We start from the raw sequence: 22246 nt of genomic DNA on the forward strand, positions 1-22246 counted from the left end.
TGCTCGCATAACTTTTAAGCTCTCCCTTCACTAAGCATAACAAGACCAAAATTAGCGCTTTTATTTTAATTTTGTGAACTAGGCACCTATGTTTCGGCGCACACTTGTACACATAATGGAGTATTAGCCAGATATCAGCAGTATTGACTATTGGAGTTTGCAATGCAGAACATAGATTGCCCACAGTGCAACCATAAAATCGACCTTAATTCAATCTCTTGCCCCCAATGTCATGCCGCACAAGGGTTAGAATCCTTGGCTGGAGTCGATCCTGATATGCGTATCAAAAACCAGAAGCTCGCCATCTGGTTTAGCTTCCTGCTTGGTGGATTGGGGCTACATAAGTTCTATTTAGGTCAGCACCTAAAGGGCAGCTTATATTTAGCATTTAGCTGGACGCTGGTACCTATGGTCGTTGGCTGGGTCGATGCGGTTCGCACCTTAAAGATGACACCATTTAACTTTGAGCAGCGCTACTGCAAAAGAGTGTCACAAGGATTTTAAGCCGCTATTTTTATTGAGCGCTTAAACAACTGAATATAAAAAAGACAGCATATGCTGTCTTTTTGTTTTATCACCCATGATTAAGGTCTTATATAAGACTGCTGATCAAGGTCGAAACTCAATCGCATGTAATTAGTTTCATAATCAAGAGAACTTGTGCCTCTTTCATCCATACGACTTCTTTCCGCTAATAGCATACGCCAGGTGCTTAGGGGCTTTTCTGAGCCATAGCCTCTAATACCAATCTGTAATCTAGGTGAGTAAAGTGAGTCAAATTTAGCATCTAAATTTGCAGGCAATTTGAGATCCGGCATGCTGCCTGATGCCCCGCCCCAAATCGTCCAGTCTGCATCCCCATTATCGATATCACCCGATAAGCTCATATGGGTTAATGCAACATTACCAACACCGCTAAAGTCATACTGGTACGGTGCTTGACCTGTAGCAATTTCATTAAATAATAGGTAAACCGCATCAGAGAAACCGTTAGCAGTATCCCAAAGCATTATCGGAGAAGTCTTGCCCTCAGATGTAACTCGATGTCGTGCAGAGCTATAATTATCAGCTCTAGCATTGCCAATGTTTTCTTGCCCCATTCTTGCAGGCCAAACATAGCTACTATTAGTTAATGTTGGGTAAACAAATACGAGATCGTTTTGACTATAATTGGTCCAACCTTCAAATGAGCCGGCATATAAGATCCGTGCATCATAAGGATTGACATAATCGACCGCTACGCCCTGATGAGTAAAGTCGCTCAAGCCCAGTGTATATTGAGTTTTATCGGCTAAATCGATGCTGCCAGCTAGACTGCTCTGCCCATCTGCGGCAATCAATTGTACATCTATTGGGCCTGTTCCATCACACCACTCAATTGAGGGCGAACTAGTCAATGGCGTTAACTCGTAGCTTCGCCCCCCCAGATACAGCATACTGTCTGGCGCATCTGCGATAAGCGACTGCACAGGAAACTCGACCTGTTTACAGTTACAACCGACTTCATCCTTGTCATCAGAAAAATAGGTAATACCTTGATCGCCCGCTTCAACGTCAACATTAGAAATAACGATAAGTGTTGGCTGTTCTTTATAATAGTAGTGACTCTCTGCAGTTAACGTGAGGTGTTTAGCGTTACTCGGCCAGTTTGCTGTGAGCCCGCCGCCGCTATCGGTAACGTACTCAGAAATTATGTCACCCGCATTGTTGTGAACAAATACGTTTACACCAGACTTAGGCTTTTCAATTCCACATTTATTACTCACAACTGTATTTAGGGTAATTTGCGGTAAATTCCCACCAGACGAACCTCCATTATCAGTAGAAGCTGATGAGTCATCACCGCCGCCTCCACAAGCCGTTAAAACCAAGGTTGAGATTGCTGTTAGCGTCCATTTTTTTACTGTCATATCTTCTTCCTGAATATGTTTGGGTTTGTAGAAGTTAAATTTTGAGCCTGTTCTTTATCACTGAATTCTGACTACAACGGTTCTCCCTATATAGTCGTGGAGTGCACGGCGTTTTTCGTTAGATAACATGGTAATAAACTCTGAAATAGCCCAGATGAATGCCAATACGCCAAATACAACCATGATATTAATGAGTGAGTCTGAAATATTACCATTTAGCCCTACGGTCACTCCGACATATAACAGTAAGCCTAACCAGAATGCATTAATGGCGAAGTTAACCGACTCTCTGCGGAGCGCTTGTTTAAGCCCAATTATCGTCTCGTCATCATGATTCAAGACCTTAACTTTTAAGCACATTTTCCCAAGAGTCTGACCGAAGAAACCATGCATTAGGATAATGTAGAAACAAAGCTGCATCCCATGAATGGCTTGTTGAAAATGGTTCTGCTGATCGTACTCAACACCAAATAAGTAGCATTGGCCGATAAGTAACGCACTGAACAAGATCCCATCGAGCATAGCCGCCCAGAAACGCGGCCAAAAAGTCGAATATTTACTAACTTGCTCACGACGCTCACATTCCTGTTTATCCTCTTTTAGACAACGAGGATCCTTGATGAGCCTAATAATCTCAGCATAACGTTCAGGGTACTGCTCTTTATTTATATGCTGCTCTACATCAAGTAGCTCATCATAACTATACGAAGCATAGTCGGGGATTTTATCCATAAAATCGCGCTCTTCCTTTGAAACATTGCATCTGTTTTTATAAAAACACAGAATTTGAATGGTGATGGCTAGGCTTAAAGCCGCCTTTTAAAAAATCATTAACTGCCAGTTTTTTAAAGGCTTTTTTCGGCATTGCGATAAGAAAGGGGATTCAATACAAGCAGACCGCTTATCCATTATTGCGGTTTAGACTTAGTTCATCTTCCTGATGCAAGTTTTGACTACCTTAAAACCTAGGCAGCGCCGTCATTTATTAGCTGTTTGCTTTTTATTTAGTCAACGAGAATAGCTTTTTTATCCATATACTGTCTACCTAAGACCAAAATTAATGAATATTTATCAATAAAGACATAAGCTTAAGTATCACCTAATTTAAGTCGCAAAATTGTGTAGAGCCACACTATAATGAGAATTGTTGTTTGCAGAAAAACCTCTACAGGCAATTATCCATTTTAGTAATTGTTGACTGTTGTCGCTGTATCCTATTGTTCATAAAGGTAATATTTAAAACTCGCGTTACGTTTTTTTATTACGCTTTCCCAGTTTCCGACAAAGTTTTCAACAAAGGATTAGACTTAAAAATGAATTACAAACAACCACTAGCCATGACCCTTATCACTCTGGCTGTAAGTAGCAGTAGCTTCGCTGCAGACTATCAAAATGTTAATGATATTCCGTTCCAAGATAGTAACTTTAAAAGCTGCGTATTAGCACAAAAGCTGCAGGATCCTGCTGCAATCACTAAGCTAGTTTGCCGTCAAGCTAAGGTGAATAATGTTGATGAACTAAACTACTTTCCGGCACTTGAAGTATTGTGGATTTCTGGCCCACAATTGACTCAGGTCGACTTGAGCAACAACCCAAAGCTTAGTGAACTTTCAATCACCAAATCCAAACTATCCCATCTGGACGTAAGTAAAAATACTCAACTAAAAGAACTCAATATTAGCTTCAACCAAGTCATGGATATCGATCTTAGCCATAACCCAAAGTTGACCGATATCAGCGTGGTTGGCAATCAACTGACTCAGTTAGATCTTAGCCAAAATCCTGAGCTTAAATACCTTTGGGCAAAAGAGAACCAACTCACCGCTATGGACTTTAGCCACAACCCAGCGTTAGTCCAAGTAGGTTTAACTGACAATCAACTAACCGATATTGATGTCAGTCAGAATAGTGAGTTAAATAGTTTAGCGTTAATGTATAACCCGCTAACAGCTGTGGATGTAAGCCATAATCCAAAACTGACTAAGCTACACCTGACTGACAATAAACTCACTACTATCGATGTTAGCCACAATCCAAAACTAAGAGCTCTTTGGGCAACCGGCAATCCACTGACAGAGCTTAATATCAGCAATAACCCTTCGCTCAATGATTATGAAGTCGATGAAGGCGTTAAAGTCAGCGAGTAATTTAACCACTCTCGAATTATTTATATGAATTTTTAGACTAGAAAATACATATATAAAAAGTTCGGCACTTGCACAAAGTGTCGGGCTTTTTTACAACCGGATAAGCAACGGATACTGAAGCCTATCGCTTAAATGACTATCATTTAAATGACAACTGTTTAGAAGACAGCCTCCACATTGCTGGCTAGCAAACATCAATGAAGGGCTAAGAGATTTTCCCACTGTATTTCGCCATCACAACTTTTCCCTGAAGATGCCGAACATGAGTTGCTCACAGGTATCCATTTTTCTTTAAAATAAAGTATGTAAGCTATTAAAAACCATTCTAGCCTGGTTTATTGCCTTTTGAATGTAAGACTTAAAGCGAAACCCCTACCTAGCATTTTCAGCTTGCTCTTTCTTCTCGTGTTCTAGTTTTTGATTAATCAACTCTGTAAGCTGAGCAGATAGGGCGCCAATTTGTAACTCTAGCGCCTTTCGCTTTTCAGCACCTGCTTCAGTGTTATCGCCCTCTAAACACTGTAAAGCTTGTCGAAGTTCATCAAGCTGCTTTTTTAGCATCTCAATAACTTCATCAATTTTTTTCTTTGGCTCCTGACTGGCTTCCGGTGGTTCACTACTCACCTCTTTCAAGCCCCCTCCTCCATGGAGTACTTTACCTAAGTCAGACGCTAACGCTTCGTGACCCGCAGCCGAAATAGATACGGTATCATTTGTCTGGCTTACCTCCTGCTTAGAATGGCTGTCAACAGCTGAACGGTTCGCCACTTTAACTCGCATTTGACTGTAATCACCTGTCGCAGGTAAGTCACTTGCGTTCATTATTGGGATATTCATCAAAGTTCCTTCTCTTATTATAGTTTTCCCGCCTACCTAGTTAGCACTCACCGCTAAAATAGCGAGCAACATTACACAAACAAAGGTAAGCACTTGTATCAACAACTATCGACAAGTTAGCAAACTACCTTAAATGAACTGTTCAGAATTGTGACCTAAGGCAAAAAAGAGTTGCAATAAACCAACTCAACTTTAGAAGCCAATATGAGTAATTGACCCGTTATTAGAAACATAACTTACCTGAATTAATTACTGTAAAAACCAGATAACCATAGCCTTTTCCTGCCTGTAAAAAACAATAACTATTCACAAGACATAAAACACCAAACTTTACCAGACAAGCTAAAAAGCGTTAATACCGTGTTAAAAAATGAAAAATACGATTAATAGTTAATCATCTGAACATCTACGCACTGAATTTTTAATCATTTTGAATGAATAATTATTGATTTTAACTTTTATCAGTTTATAGTCGATGCCAGTTGAGTATTTTGATTAAGAGAGTTGAAGATGAAGAAGTCAGTATTGGTTGTAGCAAGCTTAGGTTTAACAGGCGCATTAATGTTAACAGGCTGCGGTAAGAGTGATGATGTACTTGTTGTTGGCACTAATGCTTCATTCCCGCCTTTTGAATATGTAGGTGGCGCTAGTGGAGATGAGATTATGGGCTTCGATATCGATTTAGCTCAGCAGATAGCTAAAGATGCAGGTAAAACACTCAAAATTGAGAATATGAATTTTGACTCGCTAATCGTAGCGCTCAATGCTGGCAAGGTCGACTTTATCGCCTCTGGCATGACCATCACTCCAGAGCGTCAGGCTAGTGTTAACTTTTCTGAGCCTTACTATGAAGCCACCCAGATGGTGCTCGTCAATAAAGATAACAACAGTATCAATAGCCTAGATGATCTTAAAGATAAGCATATTGCGGTACAACTTGGCTCGACAGGCGACATCATGGCTAAGAGCTACAGCCAACAGGTGACCGCGTTCAACTCAGGCTTCGAAGCCGTGATGGAGCTAAAAAATGCCAAGGTCGACCTAGTGTTGTTTGACAGCGAACCTGCCATCAGCTTTTTGGAGAAGAATCCACAGCTAAAAATGGTTGAGCTGGATTTTTCACCAGAGTTTTACGGCTTTGCCGTGGCTAAAGATAAAGTTGAGCTACTAAACAGCATCAACACCAGCTTAAGCACCATGAAGCAAAACGGTGGCTATGACGCCCTCGTTAGCAAGCATATGAAGTGAGCCGGTAATGATAGATGCAATTAACACCTCACTTTTTACCCCCATAGGCGAAGATGGCTTAATCGGAATTTATCTTATTCTGAATGGCCTTAAAGTCACTTTGATTGTGACCTTCTTTGCCATGATAATCGGTTCAATTCTCGGTGTGGCAACCACCTTGATGAAAATGTCATCAAAGTGGTACCTACGCTGGCCCGCTAATTTCTATGTCAGCGTGATCCGCGGAACACCAGTGGTTGTGCAGTTAGTGATCCTTTACTTTATTGTGCTAGCTGCACTGGATGTGGATAAGATCACCGCAGCCGTTATCGCCTTCGGTCTTAATAGTGGCGCCTATATCTCAGAGATTATTAGAGCCGGCATTCAAGCCGTCGATAAAGGCCAAATGGAAGCGGCACGTTCGCTAGGGTTATCACAAGCAGCGACCATGAAAGAGGTGATTTTGCCTCAGGCGATTAAGAATATTCTACCGTCGCTAGGTAACGAGTTTATCGTGCTACTCAAAGAAACCGCGGTGATTGGCTTTATTGGCGGCGTGGATCTAATGCGTGCAGGAGAGATCATCCGTAGCCGTACCTTTGAAGACAGTGTACCGCTATTTACCTGCGCACTGATCTATCTGCTACTGACCTATATCTTCACCTTTATGCTGTCGAAATTCGAAACGAGGTTAAAACAAAGTGATTAAGATTAATGATTTACATAAGAGCTTTGGCGATAACCAAGTGCTAAAGGGCATAAGCGAACAGATTAATCACGGCGAAGTCGTCAGCGTTATTGGCCCCTCCGGTAGCGGTAAGAGTACATTCCTGCGTTGTATCAACTTGCTTGAGCAGCCTACACAGGGTGAAATCATCATCGATGGTCAATCGATTACCGCTGCAGGGGCTTGTGTCGACAATCTAAGACAAAAAGTCGGCATGGTGTTCCAAAACTTTAACCTGTTTCCCCATAAGACGGTGAAACAGAATATCACCCTCGCGCCTGTAAAACTAAAGCTAATGACACAGGCACAAGCGGATATCGAAGCCATGGCTCTGCTTGAGCAGGTCGGCCTAAAAGAGAAAGCCGATGCCTATCCATCGAGTCTATCGGGTGGCCAGAAGCAGCGGGTCGCCATTGCTAGAGCACTGGCAATGAAACCCGAGCTAATGTTGTTCGATGAGCCAACCTCGGCGCTGGATCCTGAGATGGTCGGCGATGTACTCGATGTGATGAAGTCGCTAGCCCAAAAAGGCATGACCATGGTGATCGTCACTCACGAAATGGGCTTTGCACGGGATGTATCAGACAGGGTCATCTTTATGGACGGTGGCGTTATCGTCGAGCAGAATGAACCCGAAGCGCTATTTAGCAACCCACAAGAGGCCAGAACACAGGCGTTTTTAAGCAAGGTTCTTAGGTAACTCCTATTGGTAACAGATCTCCAGGGGCTCGCAGTAAATCACAAGCGGTCCCTTTTATCCTCACCAGCATTAGCCCTTCAATAGCTACAATCCCCCTCGTGAGCAGCAGCTCTATACTATAATTACAGCTAAGGTTGTTTCGTTTTTTAAGGGGTAACACTATGTCTATATCAGAACGATTGAATCAATACCTAAATGTTAACAAGGTCGACTATGAACTGGTTCCCCATCCCCACAGCTTTAGCTCATTAAGCTCGGCTATCGCCGCCAACATTCCACCATCGAAGCTTGCCAAAGCGGTGATCTTAGAGGATCACGAAGGACGCAGAGTCATGGCAGTATTACCAGCAAATCATAAAGTTAGCCTACGAACGCTAGGAGACAAGCTCAACCGAGATCTGCGCTTAATTGAGGAGAAAGAGGTCTATGAGATGTTTGGTGACTGCCAAAAGGGCGCAATTCCCTCATTAGGAGAGGTCTATAATCTAGAAGCGGTTTACGACGATCTGTTAGTCGAAGCCAAAGAGATCTACTTTGAGGCGGGCGACCACAACACGCTTGTTCACTTGGCTAGAGAAGACTTTGTCAGGCTGATTAAAGACGCCAAGCATCTAAGGTTTAGTCACGAGAGTATTCATTAGTATGCACTGCGACTCAGTAAGATAAAGAGTTAAGTTGGGCAGACTCCCGCTGTCCAACATTGCTATATTTTGACATAGCTCCCCTCTTAAAAATTGATGAAAAACATAGTCAACAGAAAGCTTAATTAACAGTTCCCTTTATTTTCAATACCTTAATTAAAAGCTTGGACTTGTTGAATTAGCCATTCGAGTGCATGATTTATACTAGCGAAGAAAAAACACGCAGATAATTGGGCAAGGAAAGCACTATGCATATTTTTCTCTGGGTTAGCTCTATATTGCTTGCCGCAGGCTTGTTGTTTTTATCGATAAACTCGCAAGCGACACCTAAATCAACTGACAAGTCTCCAGCTATTGCTGTGACCATTGAGCTCAATAAATACTTAGGTGGGACCCAGGGCAAGTTGAAAGACAAGTCTGCATTGATCTTCAGATTCGGTAATGGCAGTGCCAACAATAATTGCAGCATTATCACCACTGATAACTACCTTAGACACTCTAAAAATCGCTTAGAAAATATCAACCTCAGTGAGTCAAACTTTTACTTCGATTGTATGTGGGATGGCACTTACTATTTTTTGTCTAATCGCGTTAGGACTTATGCAGAGGTGATAATCAAACAGCCCGATAGCCAATTTCCGATGTCGATGCACATAGAAGCTAAGCTGGTCAGCCTAACTGGAGAGCAGGCAAATATCATTAGCGGCGATATCTCCCTCAGAAGGCAGGCTAGAAACAATTAACAAAACTAAATCAGCATAAGATTAATAAGCCCATAATTAATAAGCACATAGTTGATAAGCTTAGAATTAACAAGTAAAGCCACCCATTAGCCAAAGCTATTTAATTTTGTGCATCGTGACAAAAATCAGCCGCAAAATGCCCCTTAAATGTGACTCTGTTACCAATATCTCATCAAGCCAATCTACTTTAATAAGCCGCTATGCAATATTAGCGCGCCGCTGCGATCGTCCCCAAAAACAAATTACATAAACCGATTGGGATCCTCATTTTCAATAGATTGTGAGGGCGATACTGTGAGCACTTTAAGACATCTAGTTATTACTATTACTTCAAGTGTATATATCAATGAAAGACAAAATAAGTAACCTGCTACTGATCTCCGGTCACCCGGATCTCAGCCGTTCCGTTGCTAACCAGCAAATCCTTGAGCGACTACAAGACTGTAGTCAGATTAAGATCCATAAACTCGATGAGGTATACCCAAGCTATCGAATTGATGTTCTAAAGGAACAGGAGTTACTGACTCAAGCCGATATTATCGTGCTGCAGTTTCCACTTTACTGGTCCACCTATCCCGCTTTAATGAAGCTGTGGTTCGACGAAGTCTTTACCTACAACTTTGCCTTTGGTCCCGAAGGCGACAAGCTCAAAAGCAAGAAGGTTATTCTCTCTATCACCTGTGGGGCGACTGAAAGCTCTTATCAGCCAGGCGAGTTTAATTTCTTACCGTTAGATCAGTATCTGCAAGCCGCAGTGCACCCTATCAAGGCTGCACAGATGGAAATTATCGATACGGTAATCACCTTCGAAATGAACTCAACTCCAGATGAAGGGGGCGATCAAAACACCGTCATGCAGTTAGCTCAACAGCATGTTGATCGCTTAACCAACTTATTCAATCAACTTACTTAATTATCCGATTGTCATCAGCTTAATTAATCAATTTCATAATAGGTCTTTCCATCATGTTTCAATCCATATTAGGTATCGCAGCCCTACTTATCGTAGGCTACCTTTTCTGTAATGCTAAAAACCAAGTTAACTGGCGCACTGTGGGTGGCGCGCTGATTATTCAACTCGTGATCGCAGGCTTTGTACTAGCCACCAGCTTTGGTTCCATCGCATTACTTGCGGTCTCCAACGGAGTTGCCAATGTGCTCGGCTTTGCCGCCAAAGGCATTAGCTTTGTGTTCGGTAACCTAGTGACCTTCCAAGTGGAGAACCTAGGCTTTATCTTCGCGTTCCAAGTTCTTCCAGCCATCATCTTCACCGCATCATTAGTCAGCTTGCTGCACTATATGGGCATCATGGGCTTGGTTGTAAAAGTACTAGGTGGCGGACTACAAAAGCTAATTGGTTCTTCTAAAGCTGAATCGATGAACGCTATCGCCAACACCGTATGTGGCGGAACCGAGGCACCACTATTTGTTAAACCTTGGCACCCACACCTAACCAAGTCAGAGATTTTCGCCATCATGGTCGGTGGTTTGGCATCGATTGCAGGCTCTGTTCTAGCAGGTCTTGCTGGGATGGGCGTTGAAATTAAATATCTTGTGATGGCGTGCTTTATGAGCGCACCTGCAGGCTTATTATTTGCCAAATTGATTATCCCAGAAACAGAGCAAACGGTTAATGAAGCTCCAGAACTTCCAGATAATGAAAAGCCATCTAACTTTATCGATGCTATCGCTAAAGGCGCCATTGCTGGTATGCAAATCGCGGCTGTTGTAGGCGCGCTTTTAATCGCCTGTATCGGCTTAATCGCGATGTTAAACAGCATGATCGGCTGGGCTGGCGGCTTATTTGGCTTTGAAAACGTGACTCTAGAGCTATTAATGGGCTATGCATTTGCCCCCATAGCTTGGTTAATCGGTGTTCCTTGGGTTGAAGCGATTGTTGCGGGAAGTTTTATTGCGCAAAAGCTGGTACTGAACGAGTTTGTTGCGTTCGCAGGCTTCGCTCCTTATATCTCAGGTGAGACAGTGGTTGCAGCAACAGGCGAAGTGATGTCTCCTAAATCTGTTGCAGTTATTACCGTTGCCCTATGTGGTTTCGCTAACATCGGCTCTGTGTCTATGGTGGTTGCGGCGATCAGCACCATGATCCCTAACAAGTCTAGCTATATCGCTTCAGTAGGAATGAAAGTACTGTTAGCGGCAACCCTAGCTAACCTGCTATCGGCCACCGTTGTTGGCCTATTTATGTCATTCTAATACTGTCTAATAGTGGCTTAAATACTAAGGTGAGGCGTACATTCAGATGCGCCTCACTTTCACTGAAACCTGTTTGTTGGATTCAGAGCCCTCACACTCAATCTCCCCCCCGTTTTCTCCGCGCTTTTGAACATAAAACTCTCTTAATCTTTGTAAGTTTTTAAAGTGGCTTGTTTGTTAATTGTTGTTAACTGGCAGTTATTTAAGCTGTTGATTAGGTAAATAATTATTAGTGATACGTACTCAGTGAACCTTAGGCTAGGATGCACGTCATATACGTAAAGACGTATCTTACATTTAGGAATTTGAAATGACTCCACAAGAAAAAGAACTGATTCAAAACGTAGCCGATAAACTAAAAGCGAGCCCTAATAAGCCAAAAGATGCCGAAGCGGAAAGCTTAATCAGCCAAGAGATCGCATCTCAAGAAGATATCGTTTACAAGCTAACCCAAGCGGTACTTGTGCAAGAGATGGCGCTTAAAGAGCTTAAGTCAAAGAGTGACTTCTTACAGACTCAAGTTGAACACTTCAGAAAAGAATCTGAGCGTGGCGCGCTAAGCCGCATGATGGGCGGTGCTAACCCAGCGCCAGTGCAACCACAGCCTGTACGTCAGCCAAGTGCGTTTGGTAGCTTTATGCAAACCGCTGCGGGCGTAGCTGCTGGTATGGTTGCTGGTAACCTAATTAGCAACGCACTGTTTGGCGACGAAGCGCCTGCAACTGCAGAAGCAGCGCCAGAAGTTGCTCCTGAAACAGCTCCAGAAACCGATGCTGGTGCAACAGAAACTGCTGCAGCCGATACCGCTGCGCCAGAAGATTCAGGTTCAAGCTTCTTAGGTGATAACTCAGATTTCGCTTCTGAGTATGCTAGCGAAGACACTTTTGCTAACACTGGTTTTGGCGGTGATGAAAGCTTTGGCGGCTTCGATGACGCAGGTTTCGGTGATGGCGGCTTTGGCGACTTCGGCGGTGACGACGAAGATTTTTAATCTCGCTTAATCGCAGCTAGCACCACAGCTAAAAACGAAAAAGATAATGGCGGCCGAATTCTAGATTCAGCCGTCATTTTTTTCAGTCTAATTTACTTTCTCAAGCCTCCCTTCTATTCAAAACTCAATTAACTCTTTAATTAATTTCCGTTTAAAGCAGATGTGTAATACCAATTGCATTAAGAGTTTAATCAATTCAGAAGCGCTCAAGCTTTTCAATTCAAGGCGCATGGACGACAGAATGGTTATTCCCTTGTGAGTCAATGCAAAGCAGAAGTGGAATGCTTGAGCGTTTCCCTTTGGCTGGGTTTCAAAGCACTGTATGCTGCGCCAGAAACTCTCGATATACGACTAAAAGGATTTAGGAGGTAGGGCGAAGCAGGATGCCAGAGCCGAGAATAACTATTAGCTTCAAGTTTCCAGCTTGCCTTCAGCGCTTTGAATTCCCACTGAATGAACAGACTCTCAATGCAATTGGTATAATCTGCAACAGCCTTTTGATATTCATATCCTTTTTGTAATATTCGCGGCTATACTAGCTTCGCCAGTAACAAGCTGGCTAAAACACTAATAAAAAACTCAAACAAATTGTTCTCAAGGAGACCACTCGTGAAGAAAGCCGGGATTCTGTTACTGTGTCTGCTAATGCCAATGGCTACAGCATTTGCAGAGCAAAGCAAACCGCTTTCGGTTGATGTGCTGTGGCAGCTCAACCGTATAGGCAGTCCAATTATTTCACCATCAGGCGATCGTGTTATCGCGCCTGTTACTCAATATGATGTGCCAGAAGATAAAGGCTCGACTCAGCTTTGGCTATTCGACAAAGACGGCGATAGCCAGCAAGCTCTTACCGCAAAAGGGCTACGTGTCAGTGAGCCAACATTCTCGCCCGATGGCAACACACTCGCCTTTATCAGCAAGCGTGATAAAGATGAAGCAGGCCAAGTTTACCTGCTACCTATGAATGGTCCAGGTGAAGCACAAAAGCTAACTGATGTGCCAGGTGGCGTGTACGGCATGAAGTGGGTAGGTAAGCACATCTACTTTATTAGCCGCATCTTCCCAGGTAAAAACTGGGACGAGATGACTGAGCAGCTAAAAGCCGATAAAGACAGCAAGGTATCTGCTCACCAATGGAATGAGTTACCTTACTCAAGCTTTGACCACTGGATTGATGAAGACCGTGAAGCCCATGTTTTCCGTATTCCTGCCGTTGGCGGTGAAATCGAAGCCATCACACAACCGCTTAAGCATCAACTTCCTCGCTCATCACAAAGCGCCTCTAGCTATGATATTGACCCAAGTGAAAAGTGGATCGCCTTTAACGCTAACGGCTGGGATGCCTCGCTTAAGAGCCGCGAAGTCGACCCTAAGATTGATATCTTCCTCGCTAAGATTGGTAGCGGTAAGGTTGAGAACTTAAACCCTGACAATGAAGCACCTAACAGTAATCCACAGTTTAGTCCTGACGGCAAAACCTTGGCCTTTACTCAACAGCGTATTCACGGTTTTTATGCCGACACTTCGCGCTTAATACTGATGAACCTTAAGGATCGCAAACAGCGCAGCATGACCGATAACTGGGATCGCTCTGTTTCTCGCTTTGGTTGGACTAAAGACAGCAAAGGCTTCTACGCTGCCATAGATGACGCCGCCACCAGCCGCATTTACCATATCAATGCTAAAAACGGCAAGGTAAAAGCCATTACCAAAGAGACCAACTTTGGTAAGCCGGTAATGGCCAAAGACGGCACTATCGTTGCAACCAACGACAGTTTCTTGTACCCAGCACGTCTCGTGACTATTAACCCGCGTAATGGCAAAACCACACGTTTAGATAGCTTTAATGATGACATTCTTGCTGACATCGACATGGGTACCTACGAGTCGGTCACCTACAAGGGCTATAACGGTCAGGACATTCAGATGTGGGTGCACTACCCTCCAGGGTTTGATCGCAGCAAGAAATACCCGCTGATGATGCTTATTCACGGTGGCCCACACAATGCGATCTCCGATGGTTTCCACTATCGCTGGAACGCACAAACCTTTGCCTCTTGGGGTTATGTGACGGCATGGCCAAATTTTCACGGTTCGAGCGGATTCGGCCAAGACTTTGCCGACAGCATCAACCCTGACTGGAAGAACAAGTCATTAGAAGATGTGCTAAAAGCCACCGAGTGGTTTGAAAACAAAGAGTGGATCGACAGTGAGCGTATGGTTGCTGGCGGTGCAAGTTACGGTGGCTACCTGACCTCAATTATTTTGGGGCAAGAGCATCCGTTTAACGCGCTACTTATCCACGCAGCGGTGTACAACATGTACTCGCAGATGGCAGCAGACTTCTCGGTCCACAGTACTCGTTTTGGTAGCTACTGGGAAAAGCCAGAGATCTACAAGGCTATCTCTCCGCACTACTTTGCCGAAAACTTTAACACCCCGACTTTGGTGATCCACGGTCAGCTTGATTACCGCGTGCCTGTCGGCCAAGGTTTTGAGCTATTCCGCACCCTACAAACCCGCGGTGTTGAGTCTAAAATGATCTACTTCCCAGATGAGAATCACTGGATCATGAAGCCAAACAACTCTATCTATTGGTACAACCAAGTGGAAGATTGGATGACTCGCTTTGCCGAGCCAGGCGGGCGTTAATCGATTAATAGCTTAATTAAATACCGATAAACAAACATATAAAAGGCTGCCTTTTCAGGCAGCCTTTTTATTTCATCACACTAAACAAGCAATTTAGAATAAATTAATCAAGATCACCCTTGTTCATTCGAATCGAGATTTTTTGCTAGTCTCACGGTTTGCACCTTGATGCTCAGCGACTAACGCCTCTACCTTGCTATGTAAAATGCTGCAATACAAATCTTGATCGTAAGACCCAGAAAGTGCCAGTTGCCTGCCCAATGGCCGCGCCAGTTTTACTTCATATCGGCATAACTCACAGACTAACAGGTAGTCAGGAGTGAAGCGCCAAACCGGGATAAAAAACAGTGAGGCCCACTCGGTTTCCTTGTACAAACGCCATGATGTTTCTTGTTCACAGCATAAGCAGTTACAAGTTATCGAAGGCTCTATCAACTCATACTTTTTGTCCATGCCAATAAGAAATAACATGATTAATCTCCAGTAAGCACTACGCGTAAACAGCTTATACTAATCAGCATAAAGACAGCAGATCTATGTGGATGATAGATATGATCTTAAGACATTGTAGAAGGGTTCAATCGACTATTAATATTTGGGGGCAAACTCTGCCCCCAATATTTTACCAATCACATACTGACTGACTAACTAATACTAGTATGAGATTAGTATGAGGTTGATAGCAAACTATCTCACGGTAATGCGGTCAATTTGAAGTGGGTCGCGTGTAGGCTTAGGTAAGTTTAATGCGGCAACTTTTGCTAATCCCGCCGCAGAGATCCCCCCCTCATACTGAGGAGTTAGGTCACCAGGATAAATAAAGGCCTTGCTTCCCGGATTCCAAGCGCGGAAAAAATCACTGAGATCCGTTTGAGTCGCATAAGATGCACAGAGTAAGAGCTGATCGCTCTTACCTATGCCATCTTGCCGATGGCACAGGTTATCGCCATTTAGCACAAACTGCTTGTCATCAATATTACGGGTTAAACGGTGCATCAGTTTAAATAGGTTCCAGCCTTGCAAACCTGTAGCGCTATCGTAATAAGCGGGTAAAGTCCCTTCTGAATACCAATTATCGATATTAAATTCAGTTTCAGCCCACTCTTTTAACTGAGCAAACATCACCAAACGCTCACCCGCGCCGCCTGCGGCCCAAGCATGACCATTTTCAGCCGCAACAAAATCAGGCGCAATGCGGATATCCTGCTCAACTCGACTCATCTTGCCGAGATGCTTATCTTGCATATAAAGCGCGAGCAGGTTGTTAACCACTTCCGTCGCACCATCGACATTGAACGGTGCTTCAGCAGCATTATGGCCAACCTCGTGCCATAGCAACCAAGAGTTTAACGGCGTGAGCGCAAGGTTATGACTCTCAGCGTTAAAGCTTGCATTCATCACAGGATAACCTGAGTGAGCCGCTCCGATACTGATAGCGATGTCATTAACAAAATGATGACGATTAGTTGGAATACTACTATCGGTCGCTTTACGATTTAGCGTCCCCTGTAGTACCTCTTCGCGGCTATAGAAGTTATTCATATCCTCAGCAAAAGTATCCAGCTCCTTAGCAAATTGCTCTGGGCTACCGTTGTAATTGGCCGCGTTAAGGTTGGCTTTCGCTGCGGTATAAACAAAGCTTTGAGATATGACTTCACCAATAGGCGCAGGAGAATCGAGTGGATTCAACCATTGTCCGCCTTTACCATCATACTGATAAAGAGGCGCGTCGACACTACCAGTAAAGTTCAAGGTGACCGTTTGACTCTCTTGATTTTGAATGCCTTGCCCTTGCACATAAATTAAACCACCATAGGGTGAAGTTAGGCTGTAACTGCTGCCAATATCACCTGAGTTTAGTGTGAATGACTGAGTCATACGCGGTGGTCGCTTAAGGCCCAATTCATGCTTTTCGCGCCCTGTTAGATCATCGGCCAAAGCCACAGTAATGGTGACGGGTTGACTGCTGCTATTAACCGATACGGTAAACGGCTTCTGTGCAACAGCCCATTGTCCTGTTGGTTGACGATTTCCGGCAAACCAGGCTGCAGTGTTATTACTCAAGTCGAATGTAACTTGTCCTCCACCTTGAGAGCCCGTTGCTTCACCTGGGAACTGACGAGGGTCAACTTTAATATCCAGATCCCAGAAAGAGCGGCCTAGCATCAAACGAGTCAGTGGTTTTTCCATGTAGTTCAAAGGATAACTCGGATTCATGTATCCTTTGTATTCACCACTCTCTTGGCCGAGGAGCATCTGCAATGACAACATCTGCTGTTGCAACTCAGCGGGGCAGAGAGTGCCGCCTTGAGCACGATTGTCGCTATAACAGTTTAAAAACTGAGTAAAGCGCTCGAAGCCTAACTCATCATCAAGACCTGATTCATAGCGATAATCGAGATTGTTCCACAACCATACCGTCATATTTTGATAGGTACGTTTGAGATCAACATTAGATAAGCGTACGCCTTGTTGAGCTCGACTGCGGAAATAGAGCTCATGTTGATATAAGCGTTCAATATTGGTGCCTAAATCAGCCGCTTTTACCATGGCGCGAGCTTGTGCATCACCCAGATCTAACTGAGTATACCGAGGGACAAACATGCCTCCGGTAACCGGGATATTATTACCGGGTCGGTATTCAAGGCAGTTGATCTCATAATGAAAATTGGGGTCGGTACACTCTTGATACGCAGGCGAGCCATCTGACTTGGTGAAAGCAGACAAGATACGAGCTTTAGCCGCATTCAGATCATCCGTTTGGCTTTCATCAATAAACGCAGTGTGAGTCGTTTCAACTCCATCTTCATCAGTCTCAACCCATTTGGCAACGGATAGACTTGGTTTATCATCGGGCTTATTCTGCTGCTTATAGAGCCAATCTACGCTGCCATCGGCTTGATTAATGATATAAGGAGATGTCGGTGTGCCATCTTCGCCTTCCACAGCAGCATAACGCTCAATGATCCAGATCCCATCGCCACGTTGGTTACGGACACGATCGGCATATCCACCACTGGGGCCGTTACCATTAGCAACAACGGATCCCCCCATACCGAAAGCAATACCGGCACTGTCGAGTAAACGCGACAAGGCGCCCGCATTATTAGTACCAGCAAGGGTCTCCATAATCATGATGTTGCCGCCGTTATTGACGTAATCAATTAACGCCGTGACATCATCTTGAGTCAATTTTGGCTGGTTAGTGTCAGCTTGCATCGGCAGAGCATAGTGATTGCCGTTAGTATTAATTGTGTATTCAAAACCATTAAGGATAAGTAGCGGCATAGTTTGCGGGTCAATTCCAGCAAAGCTAGCGACCTGCTCAGTCATCACACCAAAGACAGGATCGATGATAAAAGGTTCTTGCTCACCTGTTACCTGACCACCACGCTTAAAATAAACGTAGGGAATGTTGGTACCAACGCTGTAGCCAGATTTACCATCAGTCAGATATTTGAAGCTATTTTGGAAGAAGTGCTTCATATCATCACTGTCACTAGCGACTCGGCACTGGCTATTGTCATCGATGCCACCATTCCAGCTATAGCCATTAGGGCAAACTAGCACTGAGTTATAGCGTGCATTACCCATGACCATAATCTTGCCTAAACCTATTTCACCAATGCTGATAAAAGGCAGGTTAAAGGTTGCAGTTTCACCACTAACCTTGTCAGGTACCACTGTCGATGGTGCTTCGGTGATATACGCGAGGGTATCTTTATCCCACGCTTTGTTCGCACCAAAAGGGATCCAGTAGTTATTATCGTTACGGGCCATCATCACAGGAAAAGCGCTGTTAGCGATATTAACGGTAGCCTGACCACGAGCATTACCTGTACTGCCATAAAAGTTGGTACTGTCGTGAAACACATGAAAAGCACTGACTTTATTCCAACCAGCATCAGATGTTGTGCCCCATAGACGCTGAATGTCAGCTAAAATCTGACCACTGTCATCGGTGACATTGTTTAAGGCTCTAACAATGTCAGCGCCCTCAGATTGCACTTCAGGTAATAACTCTCTTGCTTTAGCTGTTTGTTGACAGTTGATGTCACACAACACGCTATCAATATCTCTGGCGAGCCCTAACTCAAATTGTTTACTAAATTCGGCAGTGATTATTTGCTCACCATTGCCCGTATCTAGCACGGTCTCTTTACTACTTAGAGATAAGGAAATGATTTCATTGATAACATTAGGATACCTAGCAAAGACTTCAGCAACCTGCGTAGGTAATTGCCAAGCTTGCCCTTGGCTTGTGGCATAACGTAACACTAACGCCTCGGCATTGAGGCCGTTATTACCTTCGCCAAGCTGACTCAATGTATAGCTTTTCTGATTACCGCGAACCGCTCCAAGCTCAAAAGTATCGATGCCAAAGCTGACGCTATCGCCCCAAGAAAATTGGAACGAACCATCAGAATCCGTAATCCCACGGCTGCTGCGACTGAAATACTCAACACCTGCTACAGGTTTGCCTTGGCTATCAGTCAGTATCGCAGTGGATAGAATATTCTCCTCAGGCTTATACTGGTATGCAGCCTCTGCATCGGCCGCGACAAAGTGAGCATTTAAATCCGTAGATGTACCAGTACTCACCTCAGGCTTTATGTCGGGAAGATGGGTAGAGGGGAGTTTATCGGCTTGAGCATCGTTCGCTTGCTGCTCTAGTAAGTTTTTGAATACCTCCTCTGGCATGGATAAATTGTTGAGATAATTACTTTCAAACTGCAATGCCTGCAATGTCGATAGCTCGATATCGATTTGCCCGCCCCGCACAACTCCCATGGTCTTAATCAGAGTTTGAGCATTTGATGCATTTTCAGGGTGTTCGGTAAATTCATCGGCATCAATTAAAAGCAATTGTTTACGCTCAGTTGGTGCTGCAGCTCGTGCTATATCCGCTCTCACGTCACTGAATGTTAGTAGTGGCATATTGTTATAGAGACAAGAAACCGTGTCGCCGATTTCGATTTCAAAACCATTAGGCTTTTGGTCATTACAACGAATAGGCTCCCCCAATAGTAATGTCCCATCTAGTGACACGCTAATTTCAAGCTTAATCGGAGTGGATGGCTCTAGTGGAATAGAGGGCACCACTGGCGTCGACGGCTCCAATGGAATTAAGGGGATCGACGGCGCAGCAGGATCATCATTACCACACCCTCCAATCAGTATTAATAACGCCAGTGTTAGAATTGATTTTTTCATTTTATTCCTAAAGAAAACTAACGAGCCTCGGCTATGAGCGAAACTCATTGCTACTTGTATGTTCAGAATAGCGATTATCTAGATACCCTCTTAAGTCGACATTTTTATCCGGGACTGTTGAGGTTGATGCATTAATAATGCGGAATTTTTATCTATTGAAGTGAAGGGGCTTGAGCACTTAATGAACAGATACTAAATGCAATTGGTATAAATGCCCCCTTCTGAACTCAGTGGCTTGAGCTAAAAAAAAGAAGCAGCCAAATATGGCAGCTTCTTTTATTTCGGGACGGGATAATGGACGATTATTTAGTCACGCTAACGTTATACCACTTATGATCGTCATAGTTTGACCATACTACGATACCATCGCTATTACGCACATAAGCATTGAGATTAAACTGAGCGACCGCATCCTCCTCTTTAAAGGTGTATTCCACCTGACAAGGGCCCCAATCGCTAATGATATAATCACCATTACCACCGACATTATGATTACCCGCTTTCTCAAAACGGCACTCAACAATATCATCTTGTGGATCAGTATAGAGTGCCTGTAATTGGTAGCTTTGTCCGACTCGAGCCATCACATCGGTCGCTGTAACGCCATCAATCAGTAAATCGTCAACCAATGCAGGCTTTAACTGGGTATCGAGTGGGATCTTAATAAACACCTCTTCACGTTCATTAAGAAAATCAATATAGGTTATATATTGAATCTCATACACATAACGTGATTGTGCAAGACTTGCGTCAAAAACAAAACTGTCGCCTTTAGCTGTTATCGCATTAGCTTCATCTTTTGCTGCGACAACAAATTCAGCAATACGCTCATCAGGCCCTGTCACTTCAATGTCAATCTGCACGCTGCCATCAATCGCAATCGGTTGCTGCACTTCAACCAACATATAAGTTGAGTCTGGTGGGTTATCAAACACCTCAGCCCCTACAGTCACGGTTTCCACTTCAAGTTCTTCAGGCTCAATATAATCTGCCATCATAAACTGCATCGAGGCCTGCGCATCAGTTGTGCCATCTAAACCAAAGAAACCGTCATCATTACTCAACTGTGCAAATACCGATATCATATACTCAAAGGTATCAGCTTCGGTAATTGTGTGTTGGTACTGATATACACCATTCCCATTAACGACTTCTTCAGTCTCTTGACGATAGTTAACACTAAATTTAGTCGTTATTGGTCGGTTATTAGGATCTTCAGCTTTCAGCTCTACCCATACCGTATCACCTACCGCATACTCAGTATTGATATCGCTAGAGTACCAATGAAAATCTTGCCAAAAACCTTGATGCTTGGCTTCATGGTTGAGATTCACTTCAGTAATGATTGGATCTTGATGCATTCTGAATGCGCCAATTGAGTCATCAAACTCTTCAATCTCAACTAAAGTCCGTGTCCAGATATTTGAGCCATCAAGGGCGATATCATCGGCCTTGAGCGTATAAGTCCCCGTTGGAATACGTTCAAAAGAGAACTGACCGTTATCGTCAGTAACCGCTTCAAACTCACCATACTTACCTTTAAGCTGTACCGTCACGCCTGCAAGCGACACCCCATCGCTATCGGTATAGGAAAAATCAGGCTTACCATCACCGTCAATATCAATTAAACGGTCTGCTTGCATATCACCATCGACATCGATATTAAGGTCGCTAATACCATCAAAATTTTGATCGATATTAACATCCGCTTTTGCATCACAACTCATGTCGACGTTTAGGTAAATGCCATCTCTATCAGTTAAGAGATTAAGCTCAGCAACTTTGTCGCCGTTTAGATCGATATTGTAGTAAAGATTACCCTCATCATCGGTTAAGTTGGTATCGGCAACACCGTCATTATTATAATCTTTATTGTATAGAGCTGGCTCAATTAAGGCGTTATATGCAGCGCCACATACATGCCAGGTCGCTAACTCAGACTCACCTTGCTCACCATTTTCAGCACTGTAATTTGTGCCGCGACGAGAGTTGACTCGAGCAAGTGCTTTATCGTCAAAAAGGTATGCGTCTGCAACCACAGAACCTAACACTTGGCCGCCAGATTGCTCTGACTCACTTCCACCACCGCCACAGGCGGTTAATGCACTCACTGTAAAAGAAACTAATAGCGCTTTTTTCATCATGATCCGTATTCACATAACAACACTCATCCTCGCGGCAAGAATCTGCAGCGGGTAACATTCATGTTGTAAATTATTTATAGATTAGGGAGTTAGAAAGTC

17 protein-coding genes are annotated in these 22246 nt (G+C 43.8%); 11 read left to right on the forward strand and 6 right to left on the reverse strand.

All coding sequences use genetic code 11. The features are described from left to right. Window positions 1–162 precede the first annotated feature (162 nt). Window positions 163–504 (forward strand): TM2 domain-containing protein, encoded by a 342-nt coding sequence (locus JMA39_RS05675; RefSeq protein WP_202720871.1) that lies wholly within the window; start codon window positions 163–165, stop codon window positions 502–504. A gap of 80 nt (window positions 505–584) precedes the next feature. On the opposite strand, the gene JMA39_RS05680 is transcribed toward JMA39_RS05675, so the two are convergent. Both JMA39_RS05680 and JMA39_RS05685 read right to left on the reverse strand, forming a co-directional pair. After that, window positions 585–1910 (reverse strand): hypothetical protein, encoded by a 1326-nt coding sequence (locus JMA39_RS05680; protein ID WP_202720872.1) that lies wholly within the window; start codon window positions 1908–1910, stop codon window positions 585–587. A 57-nt stretch (window positions 1911–1967) separates the two neighbouring features. Next, complete coding sequence (locus JMA39_RS05685) at window positions 1968–2642, reverse strand: RDD family protein (RefSeq protein ID WP_202720873.1); 675 nt, start codon at window positions 2640–2642, stop codon at window positions 1968–1970. Between the two features lie 581 nt (window positions 2643–3223). On the opposite strand from JMA39_RS05685, the gene JMA39_RS05690 reads away from it, so the two are divergent. Then, window positions 3224–4057, forward strand: a complete 834-nt coding sequence (locus JMA39_RS05690; RefSeq protein WP_202720874.1) for a leucine-rich repeat domain-containing protein — start codon at window positions 3224–3226, stop codon at window positions 4055–4057. 372 nt (window positions 4058–4429) lie between these two features. Here JMA39_RS05690 and JMA39_RS05695 read toward each other — a convergent pair whose 3' ends face one another. After that, complete coding sequence (locus tag JMA39_RS05695) at window positions 4430–4894, reverse strand: hypothetical protein (RefSeq protein ID WP_202720875.1); 465 nt, start codon at window positions 4892–4894, stop codon at window positions 4430–4432. A gap of 510 nt (window positions 4895–5404) precedes the next feature. On the opposite strand from JMA39_RS05695, the gene JMA39_RS05700 reads away from it, so the two are divergent. From JMA39_RS05700 to JMA39_RS05740, 9 genes are all read left to right on the forward strand, one after another. Then, the gene (locus JMA39_RS05700) at window positions 5405–6142 is read left to right on the forward strand and encodes a basic amino acid ABC transporter substrate-binding protein (RefSeq protein WP_202720876.1); all 738 of its coding nucleotides are present in this window, start codon (window positions 5405–5407) and stop codon (window positions 6140–6142) included. 7 nt (window positions 6143–6149) lie between these two features. Beyond that, window positions 6150–6830, forward strand: a complete 681-nt coding sequence (locus JMA39_RS05705; RefSeq protein WP_202720877.1) for an amino acid ABC transporter permease — start codon at window positions 6150–6152, stop codon at window positions 6828–6830. Then, entirely contained in the window at window positions 6823–7548 is a 726-nt protein-coding gene (locus JMA39_RS05710) for an amino acid ABC transporter ATP-binding protein (RefSeq protein WP_202720878.1), read from the forward strand. The genes JMA39_RS05705 and JMA39_RS05710 overlap by 8 nt, the downstream gene beginning before the upstream one ends. A 161-nt stretch (window positions 7549–7709) precedes the next feature. Next, the gene (locus JMA39_RS05715) at window positions 7710–8189 is read left to right on the forward strand and encodes an aminoacyl-tRNA deacylase (protein ID WP_202720879.1); all 480 of its coding nucleotides are present in this window, start codon (window positions 7710–7712) and stop codon (window positions 8187–8189) included. Window positions 8190–8437: 248 nt separating this feature from the next. Then, on the forward strand, window positions 8438–8932 hold the full coding sequence (locus tag JMA39_RS05720; RefSeq protein ID WP_202720880.1) for a hypothetical protein: 495 nt from the start codon (window positions 8438–8440) through the stop codon (window positions 8930–8932). A gap of 346 nt (window positions 8933–9278) precedes the next feature. After that, entirely contained in the window at window positions 9279–9845 is a 567-nt protein-coding gene (locus JMA39_RS05725) for an NAD(P)H-dependent oxidoreductase (protein ID WP_202720881.1), read from the forward strand. Window positions 9846–9898: 53 nt separating this feature from the next. Beyond that, the gene (locus JMA39_RS05730) at window positions 9899–11146 is read left to right on the forward strand and encodes a NupC/NupG family nucleoside CNT transporter (protein ID WP_202720882.1); all 1248 of its coding nucleotides are present in this window, start codon (window positions 9899–9901) and stop codon (window positions 11144–11146) included. Between the two features lie 310 nt (window positions 11147–11456). Next, window positions 11457–12137 (forward strand): DUF2076 domain-containing protein, encoded by a 681-nt coding sequence (locus JMA39_RS05735; RefSeq protein WP_202720883.1) that lies wholly within the window; start codon window positions 11457–11459, stop codon window positions 12135–12137. Window positions 12138–12746: 609 nt separating this feature from the next. Then, a complete protein-coding gene (locus JMA39_RS05740) occupies window positions 12747–14789 on the forward strand; it encodes a dipeptidyl-peptidase 5 (RefSeq protein WP_202720884.1) in 2043 nt (680 codons plus the stop codon). A gap of 123 nt (window positions 14790–14912) precedes the next feature. Here JMA39_RS05740 and JMA39_RS05745 read toward each other — a convergent pair whose 3' ends face one another. The 3 genes from JMA39_RS05745 to JMA39_RS05755 all read right to left on the reverse strand — a co-directional run bounded on the left by JMA39_RS05745 (window position 14913) and on the right by JMA39_RS05755 (window position 22147). After that, window positions 14913–15260: a zinc-ribbon domain-containing protein gene (locus JMA39_RS05745; protein ID WP_202720885.1), complete on the reverse strand. Its 348-nt coding sequence runs from the start codon at window positions 15258–15260 to the stop codon at window positions 14913–14915. Between the two features lie 216 nt (window positions 15261–15476). Beyond that, the gene (locus JMA39_RS05750; protein WP_202720886.1) at window positions 15477–20003 is read right to left on the reverse strand and encodes an SslE/AcfD family lipoprotein zinc metalloprotease; all 4527 of its coding nucleotides are present in this window, start codon (window positions 20001–20003) and stop codon (window positions 15477–15479) included. A gap of 302 nt (window positions 20004–20305) precedes the next feature. After that, the gene (locus tag JMA39_RS05755; protein ID WP_202720887.1) at window positions 20306–22147 is read right to left on the reverse strand and encodes a carboxypeptidase-like regulatory domain-containing protein; all 1842 of its coding nucleotides are present in this window, start codon (window positions 22145–22147) and stop codon (window positions 20306–20308) included. Between the last annotated feature and the right edge of the window lie 99 nt (window positions 22148–22246).

The sequence above is a fragment of the Shewanella schlegeliana genome (assembly GCF_016765635.1).
Taxonomy (GTDB): Bacteria; Pseudomonadota; Gammaproteobacteria; order Enterobacterales; family Shewanellaceae; genus Shewanella; species Shewanella schlegeliana.

Coding starts and splice junctions, on each gene's coding strand:
- JMA39_RS05675 (WP_202720871.1), top strand. CDS start 163: ATGCAGAACATAGATTGCCCACAGTGCAACCATAAAATCGACCTTAAT.
- JMA39_RS05680 (WP_202720872.1), bottom strand. CDS start 1,910: ATGACAGTAAAAAAATGGACGCTAACAGCAATCTCAACCTTGGTTTTA.
- JMA39_RS05685 (WP_202720873.1), bottom strand. CDS start 2,642: ATGGATAAAATCCCCGACTATGCTTCGTATAGTTATGATGAGCTACTT.
- JMA39_RS05690 (WP_202720874.1), top strand. CDS start 3,224: ATGAATTACAAACAACCACTAGCCATGACCCTTATCACTCTGGCTGTA.
- JMA39_RS05695 (WP_202720875.1), bottom strand. CDS start 4,894: ATGAATATCCCAATAATGAACGCAAGTGACTTACCTGCGACAGGTGAT.
- JMA39_RS05700 (WP_202720876.1), top strand. CDS start 5,405: ATGAAGAAGTCAGTATTGGTTGTAGCAAGCTTAGGTTTAACAGGCGCA.
- JMA39_RS05705 (WP_202720877.1), top strand. CDS start 6,150: ATGATAGATGCAATTAACACCTCACTTTTTACCCCCATAGGCGAAGAT.
- JMA39_RS05715 (WP_202720879.1), top strand. CDS start 7,710: ATGTCTATATCAGAACGATTGAATCAATACCTAAATGTTAACAAGGTC.
- JMA39_RS05720 (WP_202720880.1), top strand. CDS start 8,438: ATGCATATTTTTCTCTGGGTTAGCTCTATATTGCTTGCCGCAGGCTTG.
- JMA39_RS05725 (WP_202720881.1), top strand. CDS start 9,279: ATGAAAGACAAAATAAGTAACCTGCTACTGATCTCCGGTCACCCGGAT.
- JMA39_RS05730 (WP_202720882.1), top strand. CDS start 9,899: ATGTTTCAATCCATATTAGGTATCGCAGCCCTACTTATCGTAGGCTAC.
- JMA39_RS05735 (WP_202720883.1), top strand. CDS start 11,457: ATGACTCCACAAGAAAAAGAACTGATTCAAAACGTAGCCGATAAACTA.
- JMA39_RS05745 (WP_202720885.1), bottom strand. CDS start 15,260: ATGTTATTTCTTATTGGCATGGACAAAAAGTATGAGTTGATAGAGCCT.
- JMA39_RS05750 (WP_202720886.1), bottom strand. CDS start 20,003: ATGAAAAAATCAATTCTAACACTGGCGTTATTAATACTGATTGGAGGG.
- JMA39_RS05755 (WP_202720887.1), bottom strand. CDS start 22,147: ATGATGAAAAAAGCGCTATTAGTTTCTTTTACAGTGAGTGCATTAACC.